Source organism: Paenibacillus sp. Soil724D2, assembly GCF_001427935.1.
Classification (GTDB): Bacteria; Bacillota; Bacilli; order Paenibacillales; family NBRC-103111; genus Paenibacillus_E.
The window spans coordinates 16,770-40,431 of sequence record NZ_LMRY01000037.1 but is presented as its reverse complement, the minus strand read 5'-3'; the positions used below and the strand labels follow the sequence as shown (position 1 = coordinate 40,431).

Here is a 23,662-nt window from a genome sequence, read left to right as displayed (position 1 = left end):
TTAATTTATGATGGCCATTAGCGGTTCAAATGTTGTAAGTATCCCGAAATATCTACGTTCAAGCCAGCTGCCAAGCTTTCTCCCAGGCTGCTATCCGCTCTGTAGAAATTACATATCGCCAGCAATTTCGATTTCTCGTGAACAGACGAGAGGTCGCCTACCAGATTCGAAATGAAATTCGCTTGCTCCTGCTCGCTGAAGCTGCGGAATGTCTCTCCGGCTTGTGCGAAATCACTCGTTTTTGCGATTTTTTGTCTACCAACAGTTCCGTTAAGCGGAGCGCTGCTGTCGCGGAATTCAGCCGCTTCTTTCGGTGCGTCGGTATGGCGGGTCGGCTCATAATTCACACTTCCAGGCTGCGGCTTCATTTGCATAGCGCCATCTCGCTGATTATTTTGAACGGTTGCATAAGGGCAGTTCACCGGAATTTGCAGGTAGTTGGCACCGAGACGGTGTCTTTGTGTATCTGGGTAGGAGAAAAGTCGGCCTTGCAGCAGCTTATCTTCCGAAGGTTCTATCCCGGATACCAATACACTTGGCGCAAAAGCCGCTTGCTCCACATCAGCAAAAAAGTTCTGTGCGTTGCGGTTTAACGTCATTGTCCCTACCTTTTGCAATGGAATAAGATCTTCTGGCCACACTTTTGTTGGATCCAGCGGATCAAAATCGTAAGCGTCCAAATCCTCAGGCTGCAGCAACTGCACATGCAAATCCCATTTTGGGAATTCGCCGCGATCGATGTGGTCGTACAAATCTCTTGTCGCATGGCTGAAATCCTCGCCCTGAATGGCTGAAGCTTCCGCTTTGCTCAAATTGCGAACCCCTTGGTGCGGTTTCCAGTGATATTTCACATACACATAATTCCCTACGGAATTAATCCATTTGAATGCATGAACACCGAAACCATTCATTTCACGGTAATTCGCTGGTGTGCCGTAGTCCGAGAATACCCAAGTCAGCATATGCGTCGATTCTGGTGTCAGGGACATGAAATCCCAGTAACGGTCAGGTGTCTGCACATTCGTGTCAGGCGCCGGCTTCAAAGAATGAACCATATCAGGGAATTTCATCGCGTCGCGAATAAAGAAAACAGGAAGATTATTGCCGACTAGATCGTAATTGCCTTCTTCTGTATAAAATTTAACGGCGAATCCGCGCGGATCGCGTGCTGTTTCAGGTGACCCTTGCCCGTGAATAACGGTGGAGAAGCGTACAAATACTGCCGTTTCTTTACCCGCTTCCGCTAGAAAGCCCGCTTTCGTATATCGTTTCATCGAATTCTCAACTGTAAAGGTTCCAAAAGCTCCCGCTCCACGCGCATGAACCACACGCTCCGGAATACGCTCCCGATCGAAATGAGCGATCTTTTCTAATAAGTGATAATCCTCCAATAGCGTCGGGCCATTCTGGCCTGCTGTCCGTGAATTCTGGTTATCGCCTACAGGCGCGCCCTGGTTCGTAGTTAAGCGGTTATGGGACATCTGCATTCTCCTTCGTCGGTAAGATTGTGCTTAAATTTCTTTTATTTATAATAATTATTATCTAATATCTATTTTATTTTAGTTGAGAACCATTGTCAATAACATATATCTTCTTCTTTCTTCGACTAATGGCTCCAATTGGACACTTCTCCAACCTCCTGCTCATCCCTTTCATTTCTACCTACGCCTGTTAACCTCAGATTGCCGCAATTTAGATATGTGAGTGTCTTTTAAAGGAACGTGAAGCCGCTATTTGTACGAAAACAACCGAATTTCAGGATTAGGAGGAACGTAGATCCTCTATTTCATAGTTTTTTCCTCCAGATTGCCATTATTTCAAGAAATAGAGTCCTTACGTTCCGCCTAATTCAATTTCTAGCTCATTTTCACTAAATAGAGGATCGTCGTTCCTCATGACTTCACTTACTTAAAAAAAGGCCATTAAGTCCCACCGCACATGCGGAAGAACTTAACAGCCTTCAAGACCAAGGAATTCAACAAATATCTATTCACGCATGAAAGCGTGCATTTAACCACCTATTCCGCATCCAGAAAATCGCCGTACGTAGTTTCCTTAAACCTTTCTTTCCAAGGAGAGATGGCTTGCAAATTCTCATAAATCTCTTCCGCCTTTTGAATGCAAACCGATTGGACAATTCGGGCATATTCCATACATCCGGAATCTTGAATCATTTGCAAAAAATCCTCTTTCTTTTCCAAAAGGAACTCTGTAGTAATTTCACCCTCATAATAACCTTTCAATTGGCTGAATGCCGTATCTTCAATGGATAGTAGATACAACACAGGAAGCGTTCGTTTCTTTCCAATCAAATCGTTTTTCACATCAAACCGAACAAGATCTCTCATATCATTTTGAATTTGATGAATAAGGCCAATACAGTCAGCTAATTGATGAATCTGTTCAATGGTTTCCTCCGTGCATTCTAAAGCAGAATAGCCCATGAAACAGGCAAGCCGGAATAAGGAACCTGATTTCTCTTGCGTCATCATTAGATAATCATCTACAGTTGATATCGCATTGGTTATATCTTTTTGTTGGCCGTTAACCGATCTCGAAATGATTTTACTGACCTCGACAAGCAGCTTATCTTTGACCTCCAAGTGCCCCAATTCACCTAGAACTCCCATGAACAGCGCCATAACAGCATTCAAGGTAATGGCTTGCGGACAACGCATCCATGGCTTACTACCTTGATCTTGATCCTGCAAATCATCCATAATATCCAAAGTTAGAATGACCAGTTCCGTCACCGCAGCAAGTCGATGAATGTGAGGTGAGTCTCCTCCTAACATCCTGTGCGTGCAAATCGTGATCTTAGACCATGTACAGTTTTCCTTTTCTTTATCATCTATAAAAGATTTAAGCAGAGTATTTAAATCTTCTACATAAATATAGTCATCAATAACACGATGCATATGCTGCTGGATGTCCTGCATCATTTCCTCCCCTAAGCCTGCGTATAATATTTGCTTTTAATAAACTTTTCTAGTGCTTCTGTTCTTGATTTGGCGCCCCATTTGTCGTAAATCTTACGTAAATAATTATCAACAGTTCGCTTGCTCATAAAGATGCGTTCTGCAATTTGATCGTGAGTCGCCCCCTTGACCAACATGTTCATCATGAGTACTTCTTCCTCTAGCAACACACAGTCATCCTTGGCAGATTCTCCACTTAATTGCATCTGGTGAAAGAATGATAACGGCAGCATCGTATGGCCATCCAACATACAATTCACCATATTTTTAATCGTTCGTTCGCTCGACTCCTTCGATAGAACGCCGCTTACTTTGATTTCGATTAGTTTATTCAAGATGCCCTGTATATCAATTCCCGTAAAAATAACAATATGCATATTCGGATAAATGTCCTTTAACTGAGCAGCGACTTCTGTACCGGATACATCGGGAAGTTGATAATCTAGAAATACGAGGCCTGGCTGATGCAGCTCTACTTGTTCCAAGCATTGTTTGGCATTAGCGACAACACCGATAACTTCTATACCATCTATTTCTTCTAATAATGTCTTGGTCGCACGCGCAAATAAAGGATGATCATCAACAACCAATGTCTTGACGACTTCAATCATGCTGAAATCACTTCCTCCGTTGGTATTGTAATTATAAATTTCGTTCCGTTTCCGTTATGTGTGTTGAGCTCAAAGCGTCCACCCACATGCAAGACTCTGCTTCTCATTTGTTCAATCCCCATGCCTGATGCACCAATCTCTAGATGAACTTCGTCTCTGTCACGAAATCCTACCCCGTCATCCTCATATATTAAGCAAAAGTAATTATCTTTTTCCATTATACGGAAGTTAACTTTGGAAGCCTGAGAATGCTTTTTTGCATTATTAAGCAGCTCTTGGACGATTCGAAATATATGCCGCTTAGTAAGCAAATCTTTGGTTTCGATGACAGCAGAATGTCCTGCATCAAATTCAAGCTCAAATGGTGTTGTATATGACTCTTTCTCCAAATACATCTTCAACGTTTGAATCAGACCTACCTCTTTTAGCAAATGGGGATTTAACTCAAAGCAGCTTTGGCGTAGGCTGGCATTAATCATTTCCACAAAATTATTCATATTTTTCAACAGCACCTGATCTTCTTGATGCATCGTTGACTTATCTGCAAGAGAGGATATTCTTCTTTTGAGAAAGAAAAGATCCTGCATCGTCGTATCATGAAGATCGCTAGCAATTCGAATTCGTTCCTCTTCCTGAAGTTCAAACATCACCTTACGAAACCATAAAATATCATTCGCAGCCGTTTCTTGAGGAAGCTCGGAAGCTAATTGCTGCAATCTAGCTGTTAACTTGCGGATCAAGTGGACATTTTCCAAGCTAACTTCCAAATAGGATGTAATTAGCTGCAACCACTGCCTCTCTTCGTTCGAAAGCATCGTGTTTGTCTTTTTGCGTGTCACTATTAAATAACTCGTATATTCTTCGTGGCTATTCATCTCCAAGCATGTATATAGTGGATGATCGAGCAAGGATGATGAGTTGACAAGCTGCTTAACCTCTGAAGTATCTATTTCCCCTTCGTAAATGATCTCGGTTTCGTTCTTATACTGGAACACAATGGCTCCACCCATGACCTGAAGTGTACCAACAATATCCAAGAGTATAATTTCTTTCAACTCACGGAAACTGGAAATGGTTCCTAGGTTTTTGGAGATTTTCTTCAAAGCCAACTGCAGGGCGAATTTTCGCGGGAACAAAAACGGTTCAAGCCGCGTTGTCAAATATTCGGCTGCATACAGCACCGTAGAAATTAGTAGCATCGACCCGACGAAAACGAACAGAATTTGCTTTTCATCCACTACATGGCGAAATAAGAAAGCATATGCCCCTGTAAACAGGCTGGCTGGTAAAATAGCCAACAGACCAGCGAACAAAAATCGCCTGAACACAAGACCGATATCATATAACTGGTTGGAAGCAATCAGGTATGCAAAAGAGATGGGAAACAATAAAATAAACCCATTTGTATATATGGCATCAATAATCCAATGTCCAACAATTACTTGTGGAAGAAAGGAGAAGCTGATGACCGGTAAAAAAGAAATAAACAGTGATAACCAAACGTTTTTTACAATGCTGGACACGTAGGACTTTTCTTTACGGACTTTGAAATACATAATCGTTAATACACACAAGTTGAATAAAGTGACGCTAATGAAAAAGCCTAAAGTTACTGAGCCATTATAACTATGAATCGTATATGCTATCGAAGGGTAAAGGAGCAAGCATCTTATACAAAATCCTACTATCGCTATCGCATACAAATATTTCAAAATCCTAGACGGCAAGTTCAAATTACCTTTTTCCTTGAAAAAGACAATTAGAAAGTGAAAAAATACAATCGGCAATACCATCATCATGCTGGTGATTACAATTTTTCCAACAGTATCTCCCCTCACAGAAGCACCTAGACTCGTGTAAATGATTGTCATGGTTAGAAAAACAGCTGCGAGCAGCCTGGCTGATGGAGAACGGCGCATTTTTCCAAAAAGGAAAACAGCCATAAACAGACACACGAATTCCTCTACTAGCGGAACCACATCGTATATGGCCGTGCTATTGATGTTTACATCGATCTTGTGCTCATCCCCGCCTCTACTAATCAACAATGTATGGGCTTGCTCTACCGTTCTCCATTTTTGAACATTCGGGAATGCATCGGGAAGCCTACCGTCTACTTGCTTGACGATATCGCCTACTTTAACGTCCAGCTTCATACTGGCGCTTTCCTGATCCAATTCGTTAATCACCCATTGTTGCTGTGGAGTTAATTCAAGATAAATCCCTATATAAGGGGATTGAAAGGTAATATACGAGAACCACACTTGCAATATAACGAAAATCGATATACAAAACGCAACTCCATATTTATTTCTCATAATCTACCACCCTACCATTTATTTGCTATAATACAATTGTAGTCTAATCGTTCGAGAAAGGAGTGACTATATGCCTATCATCCAATTAACTCCGCAATTACATGATGCTGTTCACAAGTTGACACGCGTCAATTCACGCGAAGATGCAAGCCCTTTCTTAAATGAGCTATCTTTATCTAAAAAAGAGTCAGCAGCAGTGTTTAAAACCTTTTATTCTACAGTAGATACTAGAAAAAAAGGACCATCTGAACCAAGAAGTAAATGGGATTAATGCCTAGTATTATTTTACCAAATAAAAAAAGGATTGTATAATTAGCCCCGGCTAATCATGCAATCCTTTTTTTCGTTCTCATGTAATGGTTTTTGCATTTTTTGCACGAGTATGAAAAATACTCAGAAATCAGTGAAATGATTTATGTGATGCCCTTCATACAAGTTAACTTTATGATAATAAGTATATATATGGAAAACACACTTGGTTCTTTGCATGGATGAGAAGAAAGGAGTTCAAGGTATGAAAGATAAACTAATGAGCCGATGGAGTACCTATGAGCCCTTCTATATCGAACTAGCTGACAAAAAGATCGTCGATATTGTCATCACCCATCATGCCCATACTCGATGGATCACTCGTGTGGAAGAGGAAGAAACGAGTCTTGAGGATATATGTAAGTATTTGTGGGATAAGCTTAAGAGTGGCAAAATAGCGCCCTACTACCGCAACGAAGAAGAAGTATACGTTATCGATGATGATTTACTAATGGTCGTGCAATTTACTGAGGTAGAGAACGAAACCGATCTGGTCGGCAAACCCTTACATAGAATGATTGTCATCACCTTCCTTGGATTTATGTCTAAAACCATGGAATTGCGTGACTTACGATCCTATTATTCTTGGCTGCGCCATTCCAGGAGAATGACGCTAATGAAGAATAGCAGGAAAAAAAGATAACGAGAAAACATATGGAATCACTTAATAAAGAACGCTGCGGCGCATGGAAGAAGAACCAACTCGGTTATTCTCCCATGCGCCGCAGCGCTCAATTCAACCCCTAAGCCGTCCCGAAGGTGACGCCAAGTTCCCGAAGCCGCTTGCGGTACGCGATGCTCAAGCGATCTGTATTCAGGTGCAGCTCCGCTTGAAGATCGAGCGGCAGCAGCTCTGGCTTCTGGTTTTCGACCATTTCACGATCCTGCTCAATGAGCAGATCTTGAAACTGAACGAAAACCTCATCAGGTTCCTCATAAGCATAGTTCCTCTGCTTCAACATGAACGCTTTACTCGTCTGCTCCGTTTCCGGCAGCACCATCAAGAACAACCGGAAGATATGATCCGTATCGCGGTCTCTTTTGGTGAAAGCGACACAGAGCGGACCGAACACTTCGTATACGTATCGGCTATGTACGCCGCGCCCCGTTCCATCCGGGTCGGGTTGATAGACGACAATTTCCTCTGAAGTAAGGACACCGTCCTCCTCGGAAACCTGATAATCCCCAATTTCGGCAAATTCACTATCACCCAGTAGACCCTCATGTACAAACATCAAGTGGGATACGTCGAGGAAGTTCTCTATAATACGAGGTCCTGCAGCTTGCAGAGTGTAAGGTCCCATAATGACTTCTTTGAAGCCGTCAGGGATATACGCACTCACTTTTGGCAGCGAATGAACCGGTGCACCTAAGGTCACCCAGATAAAACCATGTGCCTCTACACATGCGTAGACGAACGCTTTCGCCTTGGAGGGAATCGCTCGATCAGCAGGCAGAGACGGAATTCGCGTACAAGTACCGCAGCCGTTATAGGACCAACCGTGGTAAGCACAGACAAGTTCATCCCCCTTCACTTTGCCCAGCGATAGTGGTACTCCCCGATGAATACATAGGTCCTTGAAGGCGTGGACGCCTTGCGAAGTGCGGAATACAGCCACTTTTTCACCTAACACGATGACAGGTATAGGCTTATCTAACAGTTCTGACGACAACAACACCGGATGCCACTCGTCAATCAAAGCAATATCTTGTATCGTCATCGTCCTTACGTCCTCTCATGCTTATTTAGGAATGACACCTTTAATGCCCTTAACAAACCAGGTTGTGCCCAAAATCTCTTCGTCTGTCATCTTTTTACCCTGTTCAAAACGCGTCTTGCCATCTTGATCCACGATAGGTCCTTGGAATACGTCGAAGGTACCATTCAAGATATCTTGCTTCTTCTTCTCGACAAGAGCTTTAACATCGGCTGGCACGTTTTTACCTAGAGGAGCTATATCTGTAATGCCTTCTTTCATGCTTCCGAAATATGCGCTGGATTTCCAAGTCCCGTCCATGACACTTTTAACCGTCTGCACATAGTAAGGTCCCCAGTTCCATTTCGGGTTCGAAATATACGTCTCAGGTGCAAATCGGCCCATATCCGAATCGTTTCCAATCCCCCAAACCTTGCGTTCCGCTGCAGCTTGAATACTTGCCGGAGAATCTTGGTACGCAGCCAAAACGTCAACGCCTTTATCCAGCAAAGAAATCGCAGCTTGCTTCTCCGTCGCCGGATCGAACCAAGTATTACTCCAAACCACAGACACATCAATGTCCGGATTAACGCTTTGCGCACCGAGTGTAAAAGCATTAATGGTATAAATAACTTCTGGAATTGGGAATGCACCGACATAACCTAAGTGATTGTTCTTGGTCATTTTACCGGCCGCCATACCTACGAGATAAGCACTTTGGTATTCGCGCCCCATGTAAGTCCCTAGGTTAGGCAATGTTTTATAGCCAGTTGCGTGTAGGAATGTCACCTTCGGGTGCTTTTGAGCTACATTGTACATCGGGTCCATATAACCAAAGGACGTTCCGAAAATAATATCGTTTTTCTGGGCTAACTCTTCAAACACACGCTCCGCATCAGGACCTTCAGGAATATTTTCAACCGTGGTTGCTTTGATGCCGAGCTCTTTTTCCAACATTAAACGGCCTTGATCATGCTCATAGGTCCAGCCTCCATCACCGGGAACCCCGATATAGACAAAAGCGACTCTAGGCAGCTTTTTCTCCACTGATGACGGCGTTGTATTAGCAGCTTGGGTTGAAGCTGGGGATGCATTAGGTGCGGTCGTGGTGCTAGTCGTAGTTGATTGTCCAGAGCAAGCGGTTAGGAACATAAGTAAGATAGCTGTTAAGGAAAACATCCCTTTTTTTGTCATAATGGCTTCTACCCCTCTCTTTTTATCGACAAACCACATCTTTCTACCGCTCTGAAAATGCCTTCATAGCCCGTGCATCGGCATATATTGCCGCACAGTGCCTCTTCGGCCTCCGCCCTAGTCGGGGTAGGATTCTTTTCCCATAAAGCCGTAAGCGTAACGACCATACCAGCGGTACAATAACCGCACTGCAGCCCTCCTTCCTCTAACATAGCTTGCTGAACAGGATGCAGCTCTTCCCCTGCAGATATCCCCTCAATAGTCGTTACTTCCTTACCCGCCGCTTGATAAGCCATGAGCAGACAAGAATTAACGGGTTTACCATCAAGCAGTACCATGCAGGCTCCACATCGCCCTATCTCACAAGAAACTTTGGTTCCTGTTAAAAGTAAGTCATCGCGCAGGATATCCGACATCCGTTTGGAAGCAGGGACCGGTACCGCAACAGCCTTACCGTTAATGGAACATTCAAGCACATATGTGGTATTAATCAATGGCCTCCACCCCTTCTAACCAGTCGATGGACTGCACGATGTTCTCCGGTGAAATCGGAAGTCGATTTACCCAAATCCCCGTTGCTTGCCGGACCGCTGCGGTAATGGCCGGGGCCAAACCGACGGAGCCGATTTCGCCAACCCCGCGCGGGCCAAATGTATCACCCTCGGGCAAATCTTCGATCGCTTCTACCCGAATGGTATGAGGGCTATCCTTGAAGGTTGGAACCAGGTACGTGTCCAAATTATGCCGGACGTAATTGCTGTCCTTCATGACAGCATCCTCGGTCAACGTAAATCCCAGTGCCATCACGCTGCCGCCTTCGATCTGCCCGAGGAACCCCATCGGATTAATAACAGGACCTGCTGCTATGACGTGATCGGTTTGCAGCACCTTCACTCGCCCCGTCAGCATGTTCACTTCCACTTCCACGATGACGGATGCGTAGGAATATAAATAATGAGCGCCGACTAGCCCTTCCGGCGTCGTCGGGTAATCGAACTCCGTATGCGCGATAATCGGCTGGGCTGCTGCCTCCGCAGCCTCCGCCAACTCCGCATACGTCACAACCGGCTTACCCGATCCATCGCCCTTGCGATGAATCCCGCCTGCGCCGGTTGCCAGCTCTTCGGCTGCGAGGCCGGCGAGTGCAGACGCCTGCTGAAGCAGCGCCTGCACGAACGGCGGCTTCAGCCGCTGCAGTGCGCGCCACATCATCGTGGTGGCGCGCGAAGCGGTGCTGGATCCGCTGCTCGGCACGCGATCCGTATCGCCGATGACGATGCGGATGTCTTCGGCGGCGCAGCCGAAAAAGTCTTGCAGCATCAACGTGAGCGCTGCATAAAGCCCTTGCCCGAACTCCTCGAAGCCGAAGGAGGCCTGGATCTTGCCCTCCGGCGTAAGCTCGATGCGTCCGCCGGAGTGATCCGGGATGCCCAGGCCGAGCCCGGCGCCGTGCATCACCATCGCTGCGCCGACGCCTCGGCGGATCCACGGGGCTTGATCTTCGCTCTTGTGATCTTCGCCCTTGTGACCTTCGCTCTCGTCATCCCGCTCTGCCCCCTGCAGCCTCTCCGCTGGATCCTGCTGCTTCTCGCCTTCGCCCTGCTTTACCGCTTCATCTTGCTTCCTCTTGCCCGCGCCCTGCTGTACCGCTTCATCGCCCTCCCGCTTCAGTTTCCTGCGCTTCGCCCAGAGCGGCGACTCCTTCACCTTGCTCCACACTTGGCTCGCTCCCTCGGTCTGCACAATCTTCTGTCCCATCGGCCCCGGGTCGCTTGGAGCACGCAAGTTCAGCTTGCGCAGCTCCCAGGAGTCCATACCGAGCTTCTCGGCTAACCGCTCAATCTGGCTTTCAATGGCAAAAATCACCTGATTGCCGCCAAAGCCCCGAAACTCACCGGAAACACCGTTATTCGTATATACACTCGTCCCCTGAACATCTACATTCGGAATGTTATAAGGTCCTATCGCATGTTCCGTAGCAAAATTCAATACCTCACAACCCAAGGTTGCATAGGCGCCAGTATCCGCAAGAATGCTGACTTGATGCGCGACGAGACGTCCCTCTTGATCCACGCCGGTCTTCATCCTAATCCGCATCGGATGCCGTTTGATACCTGATATGACCGATTCACGCCGCGAATTGTGCATTTTGATTGGAGATCCCGTCTTCAATGCCATCAGGGCACCGAAGGGCTGCACATTGAGCTCATCCTTACCGCCAAACGATCCTCCAATCGGACTGGATACGACCCGAATCTGCTCCTCAGTCATCCCTAGAATCCTTGACAGCTGCATCCGATCCTTGTAACCATGCTGCGTCGGCGAGTAAACCGTCAATCGGCCATCATCCTCTGGGATAAATAAGCCGCCCTCTGTTTCCATGTAAGTGTGCATTTGACGAGGCGTAAAGTACGTCTCCTCAACAATATGTGCACACCCCTCGAATGCCGTTTCTGCCTCCCCATGCTTCAAGCTGGTTCGGTGAAGCAGATTGCCATCGGGATGCAGCCTAATCGCACTCGCGTCTAGCGCCGTTTCTGGATCATCTACAACGGGTAATGGCTCATAATCAACTTCAATCAAGCTAAGCGCATATTCAGCGATCTCTTCCGTATCCGCAGCTACTGCCGCCAAAGCATCCCCCATGTAACGAACACGTTCATGACAGAACACAGGCTGATGCGGGAAGGCAATGCCGAATAAATTCATCCCAGGCACATCCTCTGCCGTTACCACGACGCGCACACCGGGAATCATTATCGCCTTGCTTGTATCGATGGAAAGAATCCATGCATGAGGATAACGACTGCGAAGTACCTTCCCATGCAGCATGCCGGGTGCTGTTAAATCCGTGAGATATCGGAGCTTACCGGTTACCTTTTCCTCACCGTCAGGTCGGATAATCCACTTTTTTGCATACGTATCACGACCTAGGAGCATCCGCTCCGCCCCCTTTTTGCCACGCTTTATAACATTCAGAAACGATGAGATTGGCCGCTGTCTGCTTGCGATAGGTTACACCGGCATAATCATCAGCCACAGCATCAAATTCCGCGAACACACCCTTATGCAGATACTTCAGAAGCTCCTTGGATAAAGGCTGGCCAATGGCAGCGGCCTCCAGATCTTTAAACCTTGCTGGAACAGCGCTTCCTCCACCTGCAGCTAATGCAATACTTGTGAGGGTTCCTTCCGTTCCGAGCGCTAGTCTCCCAGCTACTGTTACAACCGATGGGGTGAACGCTTCCCTTCGTCCCACCTTTAGATAAAACTCATAGCGGCTTCCCTCTTCCGCATTAATCTGAGCTGCCGTTTGCACCACGATCCCTGTCATTACCTCGTTCTGGGTCGAAATCGAACTTTCCAGCCAATCCGTCAACGCCTGTGAACGTTCATTCTGCCCATCCGAGCAAATGATTTGGGCGTCCATCACAAGCAATACAGGTATCAGGTCCCCCGTTCGTGACATTACGTTGCCTCCGATAGAGGCTAAATTCCGAACAGAGGGCGCTGCAATCTCCGAGCAGGCTTGCACTAGGAGTCCGCATCTTTGCCTAACCAGCTCATTTTTCATCAAATCGGATAAACAAAGGGCTGGCCCTATATGAATTCGCCCTTGAGAATCGATCGTTAATCCCGAGAGAGTTGGTATATTTCCAAGGCTAATTAAATGCTGTGGGAGCGGTGAATGACCGTTTTCCCAGCGAGTACGCAGCCAGGTTCCCCCAGCAATGAGTACCGAGTCATCTCCCCATTTATGCTTCAAACGCATAGCTTCCTCTACACTCGTAGGCTGCCATACTGAAGGCTGCTGCTCTGGCAGCTGGTACAAAGGAACTGACATGAACAACCCTCCTTAAAGTTTTTTTCTTTAGAAAAACTTACTTCGTAAGAGATACTTGAGTTTTCCGTAGGAACACTTACTTTGTAACCATTACTGAGCTTTCGTCTCAGCCGCCAATTGAGGGGCTCTGACATGGGGTTTTACTACTTTAAGCTTGTTTTTCATCGTTACATATACACTTTCACTCATTCCCCACACTTTAGGGATGAATTTCATCGTCTCAGCCGCCACTTGAGGGGCTCTGACATGGGGTTTACCACTTTAAGCTTGTTTTTCATCGTTACAGATACACTTTCACTCATTCCCCACACTTTAGNCCACTTGAGGGGCTCTGACATGGGGTTTACCACTTTAAGCTTGTTTTTCATCGTTACAGATACACTTTCACTCATTCCCCACACTTTAGCGATGAATTTCATCGTTACAGCCGCCACCTGAGGGGCTCTGACATGGGGTTTACCACTTTAAGCTTGTTTTTTATCGTTACAAATACACTTTCACTCATTCCCCACACTTTAGCGATGAATTTCATCGTTACAGCCGCCACTTGAGGGGCTCTGACATGGGGTTTACCACTTTAAGCTTGTTTTTCATCGTTACAGATACACTTTCACTCATTCCCCACACTTTAGCGATGAATTTCATNTTGAGGGGCTCTGACATGGGGTTTACCACTTTAAGCTTGTTTTTCATCGTTACAGATACACTTTCACTCATTCCCCACACTTTAGCGATGAATTTCATAGTTACAGCCGCCACTTGAGGCGCTCTGACATGGGGTTTACTACTTTAAGCTTGTTTTTCATCGTTACAGATACACTTTCACTCATTCCCCACACTTTAGTGATGAATTTCATCGTTACAGCCGCCACTTGAGGGGCTCTGACATGGGGTTTACCACTTTAAGCTTGTTTTTCATCGTTATAGATACACTTTCACTCATTCCCCACACTTTAGCGATGAATTTCATCGTTACAGCCACCACTTGAGGGGCTCTGACATGGGGTTTACCCATTTTAGGTTTGGTGCAAATCTTGTGAACTAAGTTCCCATTTATTCAAAAGCCATCCGCATATAAATTAGATATACTATAAACAATATCTGAAAACCGAGTCAACTAACTTAACATCACTTTGTGTTTTTGTATAAAAAAATAGCGCATTATTAGTAATAATGCACTCACACTCTCTTTTATGTTATTTAAGTTCACATATATTGGTGCGAAAATATTTTTTTCGCCTGTTCGTAGCGATCTACGGTGTCAATATCCATAAATTTCAACTGATTTTCCTCTTCGACAATTTGACCACGGTACACTGGCAAGTGAAATAAGGATCGCGCTCCGGCATCCCCTTCCAAAGCAGCCGCCGCTGGCCACATTCCTCGCCCCAAAATAACAGGAGGCTTCGGCATCCCCTTATCCCCGCTGGCGATATAATCGTAGCCCGCTTCCTTATTAAACGTATTCGTAAGGCGAAATAACATCTGTCCATCTACGAAAGGCTGATCCGCCAACAGAACTAAGATGCCATCTGCACCCATCTCTTCCGCCACCTGGATCCCCGTGCGTAGCGAGTGCGCCATCCCGCTTTCAGCATCCGCGCATATCTCAATCCGGCATCTGCCCAATAATATATGCATGTGAGCTTCTTCTGGTAACCAATCCAAGGAATCCCCAACACGCACGACAATAACCACACTATGCAGTTCGGAATGAAGAGCTTGCAGCAGAGCAACACCGCCAAGTCGTACGCCTTCAGCCATTTCTAGCGACTGCTTCGCTGTCCCCATCCGTTTGCTGCTGCCTGCAGCCAAGTACACACCAACGATTTTCTTCTTCACAATGCTCACCAAGGGCGGCAGCTTTGGATATCTCGCCCCATGGCTACAGAGGAGGTCCACTCTCCAGTCGTGCGAACACCACGCTTCATACGTATCAATTCAGCTACTATGCTGACTGCATTTTCGACAGGGCCTTCCGAGCCAATGTTTAAACCAACGGGATAATGCAGCCAATCCGGCCGCTCTAGTCCTTCAAGCATCCTCTCCGTTCGATCCCTCGAACCCATGATACCGAGGTAGCGCAGGGTTGACTCCATAGCTCCCCGCACAAATGCTGCATCCTTCTCAAACTGGTGACTCATCACGATGACATAATCCTGCGCATTCATCTTTAGTTGTTCCACTAATTGTTCTGGAAAAGCTACGACCGTCTCCGATTCCGGAAAACGCTCCACATTGCAGAAAGCTTCGCGCCAGTCCGCTACCACCACGCGAAACCCAACACTTGCCGCCATTTGAGCAAGCGGAATCGCATCTGGATTCGCCCCAAACACAATTACCCTCGGCTTCGGCGTAAACAACGAGGCGTATACAGCGTGTCGGTCTGAAGGCACACCCTCATCGGGATGACACAACGTATACGTTATATTCGAATACCCATCCGAGTATGTGCGAAGTAGGTTCACGGCCACCCCGCGATCCAAGCTAGCTTTCACCACCAGCAAGTTAACAAGCAGCTCCCCCGAAACAGGCTCCAGCAGGATACGAATCAACCCGCCGCACCCAATCGTTTCACCCCAGCCGAAATCATCTGCCGGTCTCATGTCGTATTCCACCATTTGCGGTTTTTGCGACTCCCATACAGCAGATACGTATGCGGACAGATCCGCTTCCAAACAGCCGGGAGAAATACTGCCTAGCGAGCTTTCATCCGCCATCAGCAGCATAACCGCCCCTTGCTTGCGATAAGCATGACCTTCCACATGAATGACCGTCGCTAATACACGCGCCTGAGCATTACTCTCGACCGCTTGCAAAATGTCATAAGCCTCCATCACTCATCGCACCTCGCCTTATGGATTTATCGTCCTACCAGCCGATCGCTAAACCGTCGCCCCGAGGATCCGCAGCACCGCTCATAAAACCTTTCTCATCAATCACAATGCCCTGCGCTTGCCCCATAATCCCATCCCAAGGGTTCACAGGTTCAACACGATGCCCCCACCTTTTCAAACGCGCATACACATCGCCATCCAGACGGTGCTCGAGCTTCAGCGCATCGCCATCTTCCCCCCACGTACGGCCGTATACCCAACGCGGTAGCGATATGGCTTCTTGAATGGACAATCCATAATCGAGCACGCCTGTCAAGATGGACAGCTGTGTTTGCGGTTGACCTTCTCCACCCTGTGTACCGAAAAGCATGTAAGGTTTCCCCGCTTTGCTCACCATGGCAGGCATTAACGTATGAAATGACCTTTTGTTCGGCTCTAGAACGTTCGCGCATGCGGGATCCAGCGAGAAATAAGAACCTCGATTTTGCATAATAATGCCCGTATCGCCTGGCACATAAGCAGCACCGAAGTCGAAATACAAGCTTTGTATAAACGAGACCGAGTTCCCTTCATCATCAACAACAGCCGCATAAGCCGTATCCTGCCCGATCGCTGGTGATAGGTGTTCACTCACCTTGAAAGGTTCCGCTTGTATCTCATTCCAGAGCTCCGCCGCATAGGATTTAGAAAGCAAACGCTCCAGCGGAATTTCCCGAAAACGGGGATCCGTCAAGTAAAGATCACGGTCTTTGAACGCCTTTTTGATCACTTCTGACATCATATGATAAAAATTCGCGGAGGCCCGCGGAACCGCACTAACCTCTATATTTTCCAGCATATTCATCATCATTAGCGCTGTGAATCCTTGTGAATTCGGCGGCATTTGATAAATCTCATATCCACGGTATGTTGTTGAAAGCAGTTCCACCCATTCTCCCGAATAAGTACGGAAATCATCTTCCTGCAGCAATCCACCATCCCGCTGAATGTTATCAACAACCTTTTGCATGAAGGAACCCTTATAAAAGGCCTCTCTACCTTCAAGTTGAACGATACGTAACGTTTGGGCCATGTCTTTCTGAACAAGACGATCTCCTTCCTTCAAAAGCTCGCCGTTCGCCATATACAAGGCACTCAGCTGCTCAGAAGCCCGAATGAAAGCCTCGTCCTTACGCATCCAAAAAAGCAAATTGCGCGAGATAGGAAAACCATTTTCCGCATAAGCAATAGCTGGGTCGAGCAGCTTCTCCCACGGCAGCTTCCCGTACTTCTCCCATACTTGCCACCAGGCATCGACCATGCCCGGAACAGTTATCGCGCTTAGAATTCCTCTTTGCGGAATCGTATTTAACCCTTTATCTTTGTAAAAATCAGGCGTCGCCAGCGCAGCTGACTTCCCGCTTCCATTAAAGCCCGTAAAAGTACCCGTCGCTGCATCATGCATGAGGAAAAAGGCATCCCCGCCAAGCCCCGTCATGTGCGGGTAGACGACTCCTAGCGTCGCACTGATCGCAATCGCGCTATCGAATGCATTGCCTCCCTGCTGCAAAATGGCACTCCCCACACTGCTAGCCAAATAATGAGGCGTAGCAATCATAGCACGCTCGGCTCGCGGCATGATGTTTAACATGGCAGCTCCTCCTCTTTACGAGCATATAACGTTAACGCGGCTTGCAAAGCCTTGCCGACAGTAATATCGGCGCCGTGCCATAGGAGAACGGCTTCCAGTGCACCAAGCACGTGGAGAACGTTTTTTTGATTACAGCTAAAGCCCATCGTGCCGATTCGCCAAATTTGACCCTTCAGCGGTCCGAAAGAACTGGCGATTTCAATGCCGAAACTATTTAACAGCATCGACCGCACAGATTCACCAGCGATTCCATCTGGAATACGGATGCAGGTCACAACTGTCAGCTTACAATCCGGATTCCCATATAGCGATAAGCCCATTGCTTGAAGGCCTGCAACTAATGCAGCCTCATGGCACTGATGACGACGATATCGATTTTCTAGGCCTTCCTGCAGGACAAGACGCAAGCCCTCGCGCAAAGCGTACAACATCGAGGTTGCCTCCGTATGATGATTGAGCCGTTTCGGACTCCAATAGTCCTGAAGCTGGCCCAGGTCGAAATAGTTGCTCGCGACTGGCTTGCCAGCTGACACCGCCGAACCTTTCTCACGGAGTCCTCGTTCAATGGTTTTACGTCGCATAACCTTGGCTTCGACTCGCTCATTATACGTAATTGGCGACATGCCGGATGGGACGGATAGACACTTTTGCGTTCCGCCAATAACAGCATCCAGCTGCCATTCGTCTGTCTTAACCGGGACACCGCCAATCGTAGCGACGGCATCCACAACAAGCAGGGCATCCACTTCACGGCAGGCTGCTCCGATGCCATCAAACGGTTGGATACAACCCGTGGATGTTTCGCCGTGGACGATCGCAACGATACTCGGTTTTTCCCGGTGTATGGCAGCGATGATCTCCTCTGGATCGAACACCGTGCCCCATTCTTTCTCCAGCAGGACAACCTCCGCACCGCAGCGCTCCGAGATTTCCACAAGCAGATTGCCAAAGCGGCCATAAATAGGAACAAGTACCTTGTCCCCCGGTTCAATCACACTTACCAAAACTGCCTCAATCCCTGAACGTGAGGTGCCATCTATTGGATAAGCCCATTGATTTTGTGTTTGAAAAACATCACGAAGCATTTCCATCGTCTCATTCATCAGTTCAGTGAATTCAGGATCGAATTGTCCCAGAATCGGATAAGACATTGCCCGCAGTACCCGCGGGTCGACCTCCACAGGTCCTGGGGTCATTATAGTTCGCAGCGAGGGCGACAAGTCTTTATAAGATTTCATCTACTTTCCCCCCATAGCCATATTGGTATAACACATGCACCAGTGCTTGGAACCCCGCGACCAGTTCGGTCGGTTCCGTAAACTCATCAGGACTGTGGCTAATGCCAGCGCGACTTGGAACGAAGATCATCGCTGTCGGACATATCGGCCCGAACAACTGAGCATCATGTCCTGCCCCGCTAGGCAGCCGCATACTCTGGAGCCCATAGGTATCACAGGCAGCTTCAATTTCTGCCGAAATCCCTTCATGCATAGCCACAGGCGAAGCATGTAAATTTTCAAGCGTATCTATTTGAAGATCTCTTCGCTTCGCGATTACTTCAAACTCAGCTAATAATCTCGCACGAAAAGCATCCATCTTCCACTCGTCAGTATGCCGAATATCCAGCGTAAATTCAACTTCCCCCGGTACCACATTCGATGTTCCCCGCTTCACTTCCAAACGACCAACGGTAGCTACAAGCGGTTCCCCATCTTCCAGCGCCATCCGCTCTGTCAGAGCCACCATTTCCGCAGCTCCTGCAAGAGCATCCTTTCGCATCGTCATCGGAGTCGTCCCGGCATGATTCGAGGTGCCCGTTACAACTACCGTTAACCTAACTTGACCTACGATAGCTGTAACAACGCCAATTTGCTTCTGCTTATACTCCAGGACAGAGCCTTGCTCGATATGAATCTCAATATACGCTCCTATATCTTCGCGCTTCGCAGGGTGTTCACTTACACTCACAGTGTCGAATCCAGCTTGCTGCATTGCCCCAAGCAGAGTCACACCTTCAAAATCAGCAATCCCTGAGACTCCAGTCAGCGACCTCACACCCGTCACATTTCCAGAGCCCCAATAAGCCAACGGGAAGCGACTTCCCTCTTCCTCACAAAATGAAACCACTTCAAGAGTTCGTTTTGGAGTTCCATAAACAGTCTTCAAATAACCAAGTGCCATCATGGAGGCCACTATGCCGTATGCCCCATCGTATTTACCGCCGTTTTTTACCGTGTCTACATGAGAACCTGTGAGAACTGACTTCAAAGCATGCTTGCTCCCTCGCAATTTTCCAAATACATTACCAACGGTATCGAAGCCTGCTTCCAGCCCCAGCTCGTGCATTTTTTGGTTTAGAGCCTGCTGCGCCTGCAGCCATGGCTGCGTATATAACAAACGGGTGACTCCCCCCTCTGGGTCAGCGCCATACGAGGAAAGCCATTCCAGTACTTCGAGCATCTGCTCTGCATATTGTGTCAGCAAATCCAGCGAGTTCGGTGTCATTTTAGCCACCGTCTTCACCTCCGATCACTGCTGCGTGGCGCAACCAAATCCCATCTCGGTCTGCTTTCTCCGCTCCCCCTTCACCAAGCTCATACACCTTAGCACCTCGCACGAAAGTCGCCCTCACTCGACATCCGAACGCTTTCCCTACATAAGGACTATGTTTATGGCGGTAAAGGAGATCACTATCCTGAAGTGAATAGCTCAGCTTCATATCTACTAAAGCAAAATCAGCATCCGCACCTAAAGCGATTTCACCTTTGCGGGGATGCAGCCCAAACCGCTTTGCTGGCTCAAGGGATAGCATCCGCGATACCATAGTTAGCGGTACCTCTCTGCGTAGGTAGCCTTCGTCCAGCATAATCTCCAGCGAGCTTTGCGCGCCGGATATCCCGCCCCACGCCTCGAAGAAATCCCCTTGCTTCATATGAGTAGGGCAAGGCGAGTGATCCGAGGCGAGGATGTCCAACTGCCCCTCTGCCAGCGCCGCCCACAGCTGAGCTTGATCTTCCGATGTGCGCAGCGGAGGCGCACATTTGGCAACTGATCCAAGCCGCTCCAAGTCGGCGCTAGTAAGCACTAAGTAATGCGGACACGTTTCCACCGTGACGTCCAGTCCTTTGGCCTTCGCCTCCGTGATGGCCTGCACAGCTTCCGCGCTGCTAATATGCACGAAGTGCAGCTTGCAGCCCGTCTCCTCGGCGTAGAACAGTGCGCGATTCACCGCTTCCAGCTCCGCTGCAATCGGTCTCGTCGCGACGAAGTCCAACGCCCCGCGTCTGCCTTCCGCGAGTGCCTGCGCAGCCAGCTTGGATACGATCTCCTCGCTTTCAGCGTGAAGTGCGAGCACTAGCCCCAAGCGGGCAATTTCTTTCATCCCTTCGTAAAGGGTCAGGTCGTCTACCTCAGCGAAAATATCTTCCCCTTCTCCACCAGGACAGGACATGAACGCCTTAAATCCAATGACGCCAGCTTCCGCAAGCTCTTGTAGATTGCCCACATTGCCTGGAACAAGCCCACCCCAAAGCGCATAATCGACCAAGGAATGTCCTTCAGCCGCTGCCAGCTTCCGCTCAAGCGCACTTAGCCGAACCGTAGGAGGCACGCCATTCAGTGGCATGTCAATATATGTCGTGCATCCGCCAGCCGCGAGCGCCGCTGATCCGGTAGCAAACCCTTCCCAGTGGCCGAGTGCTGGTTCATTGAAATGAACATGCGCATCAACCATCCCCGGCATAATGTGCAAATGTTCCGCATCATAGACAGGTGTATCCTCCGAGTACGCGAGGTTTTCGCCTAGAGCAGCAATTTTGCCACCTTGAATACCGATGTCTAACTGGCGTACTTCCTCTCTCAGGACTACGGTACCTTTTCGAATTACGAGGTCAAATTGGTTAGTCATACGAATCCCTCCCTCGGAGTCTTTCATGCTGCAGCCATCCTGCAGCGTTAACTTCCTCGATATGTGTTATAACCCCATGGCGCAATTAGAAGCGGCACATGATAATGAGCATCTCTGGTCGATATACCAAACCGAACCGGTACTTGATCCAGGAAAGCAGGCTCTGAGAGCTCAGTGCCAATTCCTCTGAAATAATCTCCTATATGAAAGACTAGCTCGTAAATTCCCGGTATAAAATCATCCCCGCTAAGCATCGCTCCCTGAACGCGGCCGTCCGCGTTCGTTACTTCCGAGCGAAGCAGTTCTGTGCGCCCGTCTTGGAGACGAAACAAATCAATCTTCACTCCTCTAGCCGGTCGTCCACTGCTAATATCCAGTACGTGCGATGTTAAACCAACGCTCATAGTCCCTCCAGGTCATTCTTTGTCATGGAAAAGCCTTGGAAACCATACGGCGGTCTAGGCTCTGTAAACACCTTACCTTCACCAACGGAAGCTTGCTCCAAAATCGTTTCCCACGTGCGATTGTTAGACTCAAAGCGAATTTCTTTTAATTGAGGAAAACGAGTGAGCGAGCGCTGCCCGATTCGATAAATAAGATTTTGAATCGACGGTGAATGCTGCTCATGGAATACGGTATGCGCAATATCACGAATTTGCTCAGCAGCCACATAGCGTCCAAGGTCAGAGTCTAGTGCATCCGCCACTTCTTCATAGCTCCAAGCCATATCTAAGAAAATAAATAAAGGACGGTCAAAAGATTCAGGAAGCGTCGTATACTCATCGCGAACGAAGCCCGCAAAGGAACTTCCTTTCACCTTAATCAGCTTTAAGTCAGCGATGCCGCCTGCATGTTCCACGACAGTTATTCCCTCGTCTGTGCGTACGACTTCAACCAGCGCGGTCGGATGTTCATTTTGCGAATAACGGTATACGAGATCACTACCTTCAAATCCTTTTGCGCCAGGAACCGGCAGCACTTCGAAAGATACTTGATCTGCCGTCATCTTCACACCTGTCATCTGTGGGTACGTCTCTAGGAAGTGGCGTCCGGCGAACTCTAGAAACCCTTCAGCAGTTGCGCCTTCATACTCGCCAGCTTTGCGCAGGATGAAATTCTTCATCGAGTCTGTGGCAACAACCATCGAGTTATCCCCTTCTGTGAAAGAGGTAAAAAACTTCTCTCCGCTAACCGCCACCTTGATATTCATCCCGAACAGCACATTATCTCGTCCCGTAAAGCCCGACTCCGGTATTAATGTCAGATTCGTCAGCGGCTTTGCATATGAACGATATACCCATACATCACCCTTGCCGTAATACATGATTCTCTCCGATCGGTTCGCTTGCTTCATCGCTTTCGCCTCCGCTTCATTGACTAACAGTGCCTCTAGGCGAAACCGCCCAATTTTACAAACCTCCTGCAAAGCTTTCGCAAGCTCGTCTTCCTTATTTCGATGTATCCGGGTGTGAATCGCTTCTCGAATGGTCTCTTTGGTCTGGCCCTTTACAGCCATAATAAAAGGAAACTGAAAGGTTTCCGTGTACCGCTTGTTGTAAGCTAGAAATTGTTCATATTCTTCAGCTGTTAGTTGGTTTAAACCGGCCCCGGACTGCTCCTGTACAGATTGATCTGTCATCCGCACTCGCGTTCCTAAGTCTGGGTGCGCTCTAAGCAGCGCAAGCTGCTCCACCCGCTCAGCAAGCCAAACCTCACGTTCAAAAGCACTGATCAATTCCTTCTCCGTCGCAAAAGGCCGCGAGCTCCATGCCCGCTCTGCCACCCATGGCGAGTGCTCAAATAGAGGGCCGAACCAATCGATGAAATCTTCTTGATTCAATTCATTCACTTTATGCAGCGTCAGCTTCACTACCCGTCACCTCTATTTCTCTGAAAATTCCAACCATTCTTTATCAAGATTTGTTTCATTGTAAATGCGCTGTGTATCATGGTCAATTTATATGAAAGAAGTTTGTAAACTTTCATAACATCAGTAACTTTTTTTGTGAGCCTGCACCTTTTCGTGTCATCATTAAAATAAACCTAGCCTACGACTAGGTTCTCTACAATTTGTTCTCGGGGATAAATAAGCAAGCCAGATGATCTTATTCCGGCCAACTTCGCGATTTTTTGTGAGATAAGACCACACAGCGTGCTTATCTGCTGCAATTCCTTACCTTCTGGGCTCAAGAACGAACAATAAGCACCCGTAACTTGCTTATGCCTGTAAACAGCAGCAATTCGAACAAATAAGCATTTTTAGCTGCTCTATTCCGAGTACATGGAACCCCTCATAGGCTCTCGCGATTACACATCTCATGTTGTAAATAATGCAAC

General features: G+C 47.7%; 19 protein-coding genes. 2 read left to right on the top strand and 17 right to left on the bottom strand.

Features of this window, described 5'->3' with window-relative positions; all coding sequences use genetic code 11:
- Positions 1-17 precede the first annotated feature (17 nt).
- The 4 genes from ASG85_RS26085 to ASG85_RS26070 all read right to left on the bottom strand — a co-directional run bounded on the left by ASG85_RS26085 (position 18) and on the right by ASG85_RS26070 (position 5,907).
- A complete protein-coding gene (locus ASG85_RS26085; protein WP_060648170.1) occupies positions 18-1,481 on the bottom strand; it encodes a catalase in 1,464 nt (487 codons plus the stop codon).
- 537 nt (positions 1,482-2,018) lie between these two features.
- Positions 2,019-2,942 carry a polyprenyl synthetase family protein gene (locus tag ASG85_RS26080; RefSeq protein ID WP_063860382.1) on the bottom strand — a complete coding sequence of 308 codons (924 nt, stop codon included), beginning with the start codon at positions 2,940-2,942 and terminating at the stop codon, positions 2,019-2,021.
- 8 nt (positions 2,943-2,950) lie between these two features.
- Positions 2,951-3,589, bottom strand: a complete 639-nt coding sequence (locus ASG85_RS26075; RefSeq protein WP_057301938.1) for a response regulator transcription factor — start codon at positions 3,587-3,589, stop codon at positions 2,951-2,953.
- Positions 3,586-5,907, bottom strand: coding sequence for an ATP-binding protein (locus ASG85_RS26070; RefSeq protein ID WP_057301939.1), 2,322 nt, complete (start codon positions 5,905-5,907; stop codon positions 3,586-3,588). Before ASG85_RS26070 ends, ASG85_RS26075 begins: the two co-directional genes overlap by 4 nt.
- Before the next feature lie 70 nt (positions 5,908-5,977).
- Between ASG85_RS26070 and ASG85_RS26065 the strand changes: the two genes are divergently transcribed.
- Positions 5,978-6,178: a hypothetical protein gene (locus ASG85_RS26065; RefSeq protein WP_060648168.1), complete on the top strand. Its 201-nt coding sequence runs from the start codon at positions 5,978-5,980 to the stop codon at positions 6,176-6,178.
- Between the two features lie 243 nt (positions 6,179-6,421).
- A complete protein-coding gene (locus ASG85_RS26060; RefSeq protein WP_057301941.1) occupies positions 6,422-6,859 on the top strand; it encodes a hypothetical protein in 438 nt (145 codons plus the stop codon).
- 100 nt (positions 6,860-6,959) lie between these two features.
- Here ASG85_RS26060 and ASG85_RS26055 read toward each other — a convergent pair whose 3' ends face one another.
- From ASG85_RS26055 to pucL, 13 genes are all read right to left on the bottom strand, one after another.
- Positions 6,960-7,937, bottom strand: a complete 978-nt coding sequence (locus tag ASG85_RS26055) for an aromatic ring-hydroxylating oxygenase subunit alpha (RefSeq protein ID WP_060648167.1) — start codon at positions 7,935-7,937, stop codon at positions 6,960-6,962.
- 21 nt (positions 7,938-7,958) lie between these two features.
- Complete coding sequence (locus ASG85_RS26050; protein WP_060648166.1) at positions 7,959-9,107, bottom strand: BMP family ABC transporter substrate-binding protein; 1,149 nt, start codon at positions 9,105-9,107, stop codon at positions 7,959-7,961.
- Positions 9,108-9,115: 8 nt separating this feature from the next.
- Entirely contained in the window at positions 9,116-9,601 is a 486-nt protein-coding gene (locus ASG85_RS26045; protein WP_057301944.1) for a (2Fe-2S)-binding protein, read from the bottom strand.
- Entirely contained in the window at positions 9,594-12,047 is a 2,454-nt protein-coding gene (locus tag ASG85_RS39405) for a molybdopterin cofactor-binding domain-containing protein (protein WP_060648165.1), read from the bottom strand. The genes ASG85_RS26045 and ASG85_RS39405 overlap by 8 nt, the downstream gene beginning before the upstream one ends.
- Positions 12,031-12,951, bottom strand: coding sequence for an FAD binding domain-containing protein (locus tag ASG85_RS26035; protein ID WP_060648164.1), 921 nt, complete (start codon positions 12,949-12,951; stop codon positions 12,031-12,033). The genes ASG85_RS39405 and ASG85_RS26035 overlap by 17 nt, the downstream gene beginning before the upstream one ends.
- 1,206 nt (positions 12,952-14,157) lie before the next feature.
- Positions 14,158-14,793, bottom strand: a complete 636-nt coding sequence (locus ASG85_RS26020; protein ID WP_156396814.1) for an NTP transferase domain-containing protein — start codon at positions 14,791-14,793, stop codon at positions 14,158-14,160.
- 5 nt (positions 14,794-14,798) lie between these two features.
- Complete coding sequence (locus ASG85_RS26015; RefSeq protein ID WP_060648160.1) at positions 14,799-15,788, bottom strand: XdhC family protein; 990 nt, start codon at positions 15,786-15,788, stop codon at positions 14,799-14,801.
- Positions 15,789-15,822: 34 nt separating this feature from the next.
- On the bottom strand, positions 15,823-17,418 hold the full coding sequence (gene ggt, locus ASG85_RS26010; RefSeq protein WP_060648159.1) for a gamma-glutamyltransferase: 1,596 nt from the start codon (positions 17,416-17,418) through the stop codon (positions 15,823-15,825).
- Positions 17,412-18,656 carry a pyridoxal-phosphate-dependent aminotransferase family protein gene (locus tag ASG85_RS26005; RefSeq protein ID WP_060648158.1) on the bottom strand — a complete coding sequence of 415 codons (1,245 nt, stop codon included), beginning with the start codon at positions 18,654-18,656 and terminating at the stop codon, positions 17,412-17,414. Before ASG85_RS26005 ends, ggt begins: the two co-directional genes overlap by 7 nt.
- Entirely contained in the window at positions 18,643-19,923 is a 1,281-nt protein-coding gene (locus tag ASG85_RS26000) for a M20 family metallo-hydrolase (protein ID WP_060648176.1), read from the bottom strand. Before ASG85_RS26000 ends, ASG85_RS26005 begins: the two co-directional genes overlap by 14 nt.
- Position 19,924: 1 nt before the next feature.
- Entirely contained in the window at positions 19,925-21,325 is a 1,401-nt protein-coding gene (locus ASG85_RS25995; protein WP_060648175.1) for an allantoinase, read from the bottom strand.
- 47 nt (positions 21,326-21,372) lie between these two features.
- Complete coding sequence (uraH, locus tag ASG85_RS25990; RefSeq protein ID WP_060648157.1) at positions 21,373-21,729, bottom strand: hydroxyisourate hydrolase; 357 nt, start codon at positions 21,727-21,729, stop codon at positions 21,373-21,375.
- Complete coding sequence (gene pucL / locus ASG85_RS25985) at positions 21,726-23,195, bottom strand: factor-independent urate hydroxylase (protein ID WP_060648156.1); 1,470 nt, start codon at positions 23,193-23,195, stop codon at positions 21,726-21,728. Before pucL ends, uraH begins: the two co-directional genes overlap by 4 nt.
- Positions 23,196-23,662: the final 467 nt, after the last annotated feature.

Bases quoted from the DNA above. Each gene is read 5' to 3' on its own strand.
- ASG85_RS26005 (WP_060648158.1), bottom strand. From the start codon at position 18,656: ATGAAATCTTATAAAGACTTGTCGCCCTCGCTGCGAACTATAATGACC.
- ASG85_RS39405 (WP_060648165.1), bottom strand. From the start codon at position 12,047: ATGCTCCTAGGTCGTGATACGTATGCAAAAAAGTGGATTATCCGACCT.
- ASG85_RS26075 (WP_057301938.1), bottom strand. From the start codon at position 3,589: ATGATTGAAGTCGTCAAGACATTGGTTGTTGATGATCATCCTTTATTT.
- ASG85_RS25995 (WP_060648175.1), bottom strand. From the start codon at position 21,325: ATGACTAACCAATTTGACCTCGTAATTCGAAAAGGTACCGTAGTCCTG.
- ASG85_RS26080 (WP_063860382.1), bottom strand. From the start codon at position 2,942: ATGATGCAGGACATCCAGCAGCATATGCATCGTGTTATTGATGACTAT.
- ASG85_RS26035 (WP_060648164.1), bottom strand. From the start codon at position 12,951: ATGTCAGTTCCTTTGTACCAGCTGCCAGAGCAGCAGCCTTCAGTATGG.
- ASG85_RS26060 (WP_057301941.1), top strand. From the start codon at position 6,422: ATGAAAGATAAACTAATGAGCCGATGGAGTACCTATGAGCCCTTCTAT.
- ggt (WP_060648159.1), bottom strand. From the start codon at position 17,418: ATGTTAAACATCATGCCGCGAGCCGAGCGTGCTATGATTGCTACGCCT.
- ASG85_RS26055 (WP_060648167.1), bottom strand. From the start codon at position 7,937: ATGACGATACAAGATATTGCTTTGATTGACGAGTGGCATCCGGTGTTG.
- ASG85_RS26015 (WP_060648160.1), bottom strand. From the start codon at position 15,788: ATGGAGGCTTATGACATTTTGCAAGCGGTCGAGAGTAATGCTCAGGCG.
- ASG85_RS26065 (WP_060648168.1), top strand. From the start codon at position 5,978: ATGCCTATCATCCAATTAACTCCGCAATTACATGATGCTGTTCACAAG.
- ASG85_RS26085 (WP_060648170.1), bottom strand. From the start codon at position 1,481: ATGTCCCATAACCGCTTAACTACGAACCAGGGCGCGCCTGTAGGCGAT.
- ASG85_RS26070 (WP_057301939.1), bottom strand. From the start codon at position 5,907: ATGAGAAATAAATATGGAGTTGCGTTTTGTATATCGATTTTCGTTATA.
- uraH (WP_060648157.1), bottom strand. From the start codon at position 21,729: ATGAGCGTTGGTTTAACATCGCACGTACTGGATATTAGCAGTGGACGA.
- ASG85_RS26050 (WP_060648166.1), bottom strand. From the start codon at position 9,107: ATGACAAAAAAAGGGATGTTTTCCTTAACAGCTATCTTACTTATGTTC.
- ASG85_RS26000 (WP_060648176.1), bottom strand. From the start codon at position 19,923: ATGACACCGAACTCGCTGGATTTGCTGACACAATATGCAGAGCAGATG.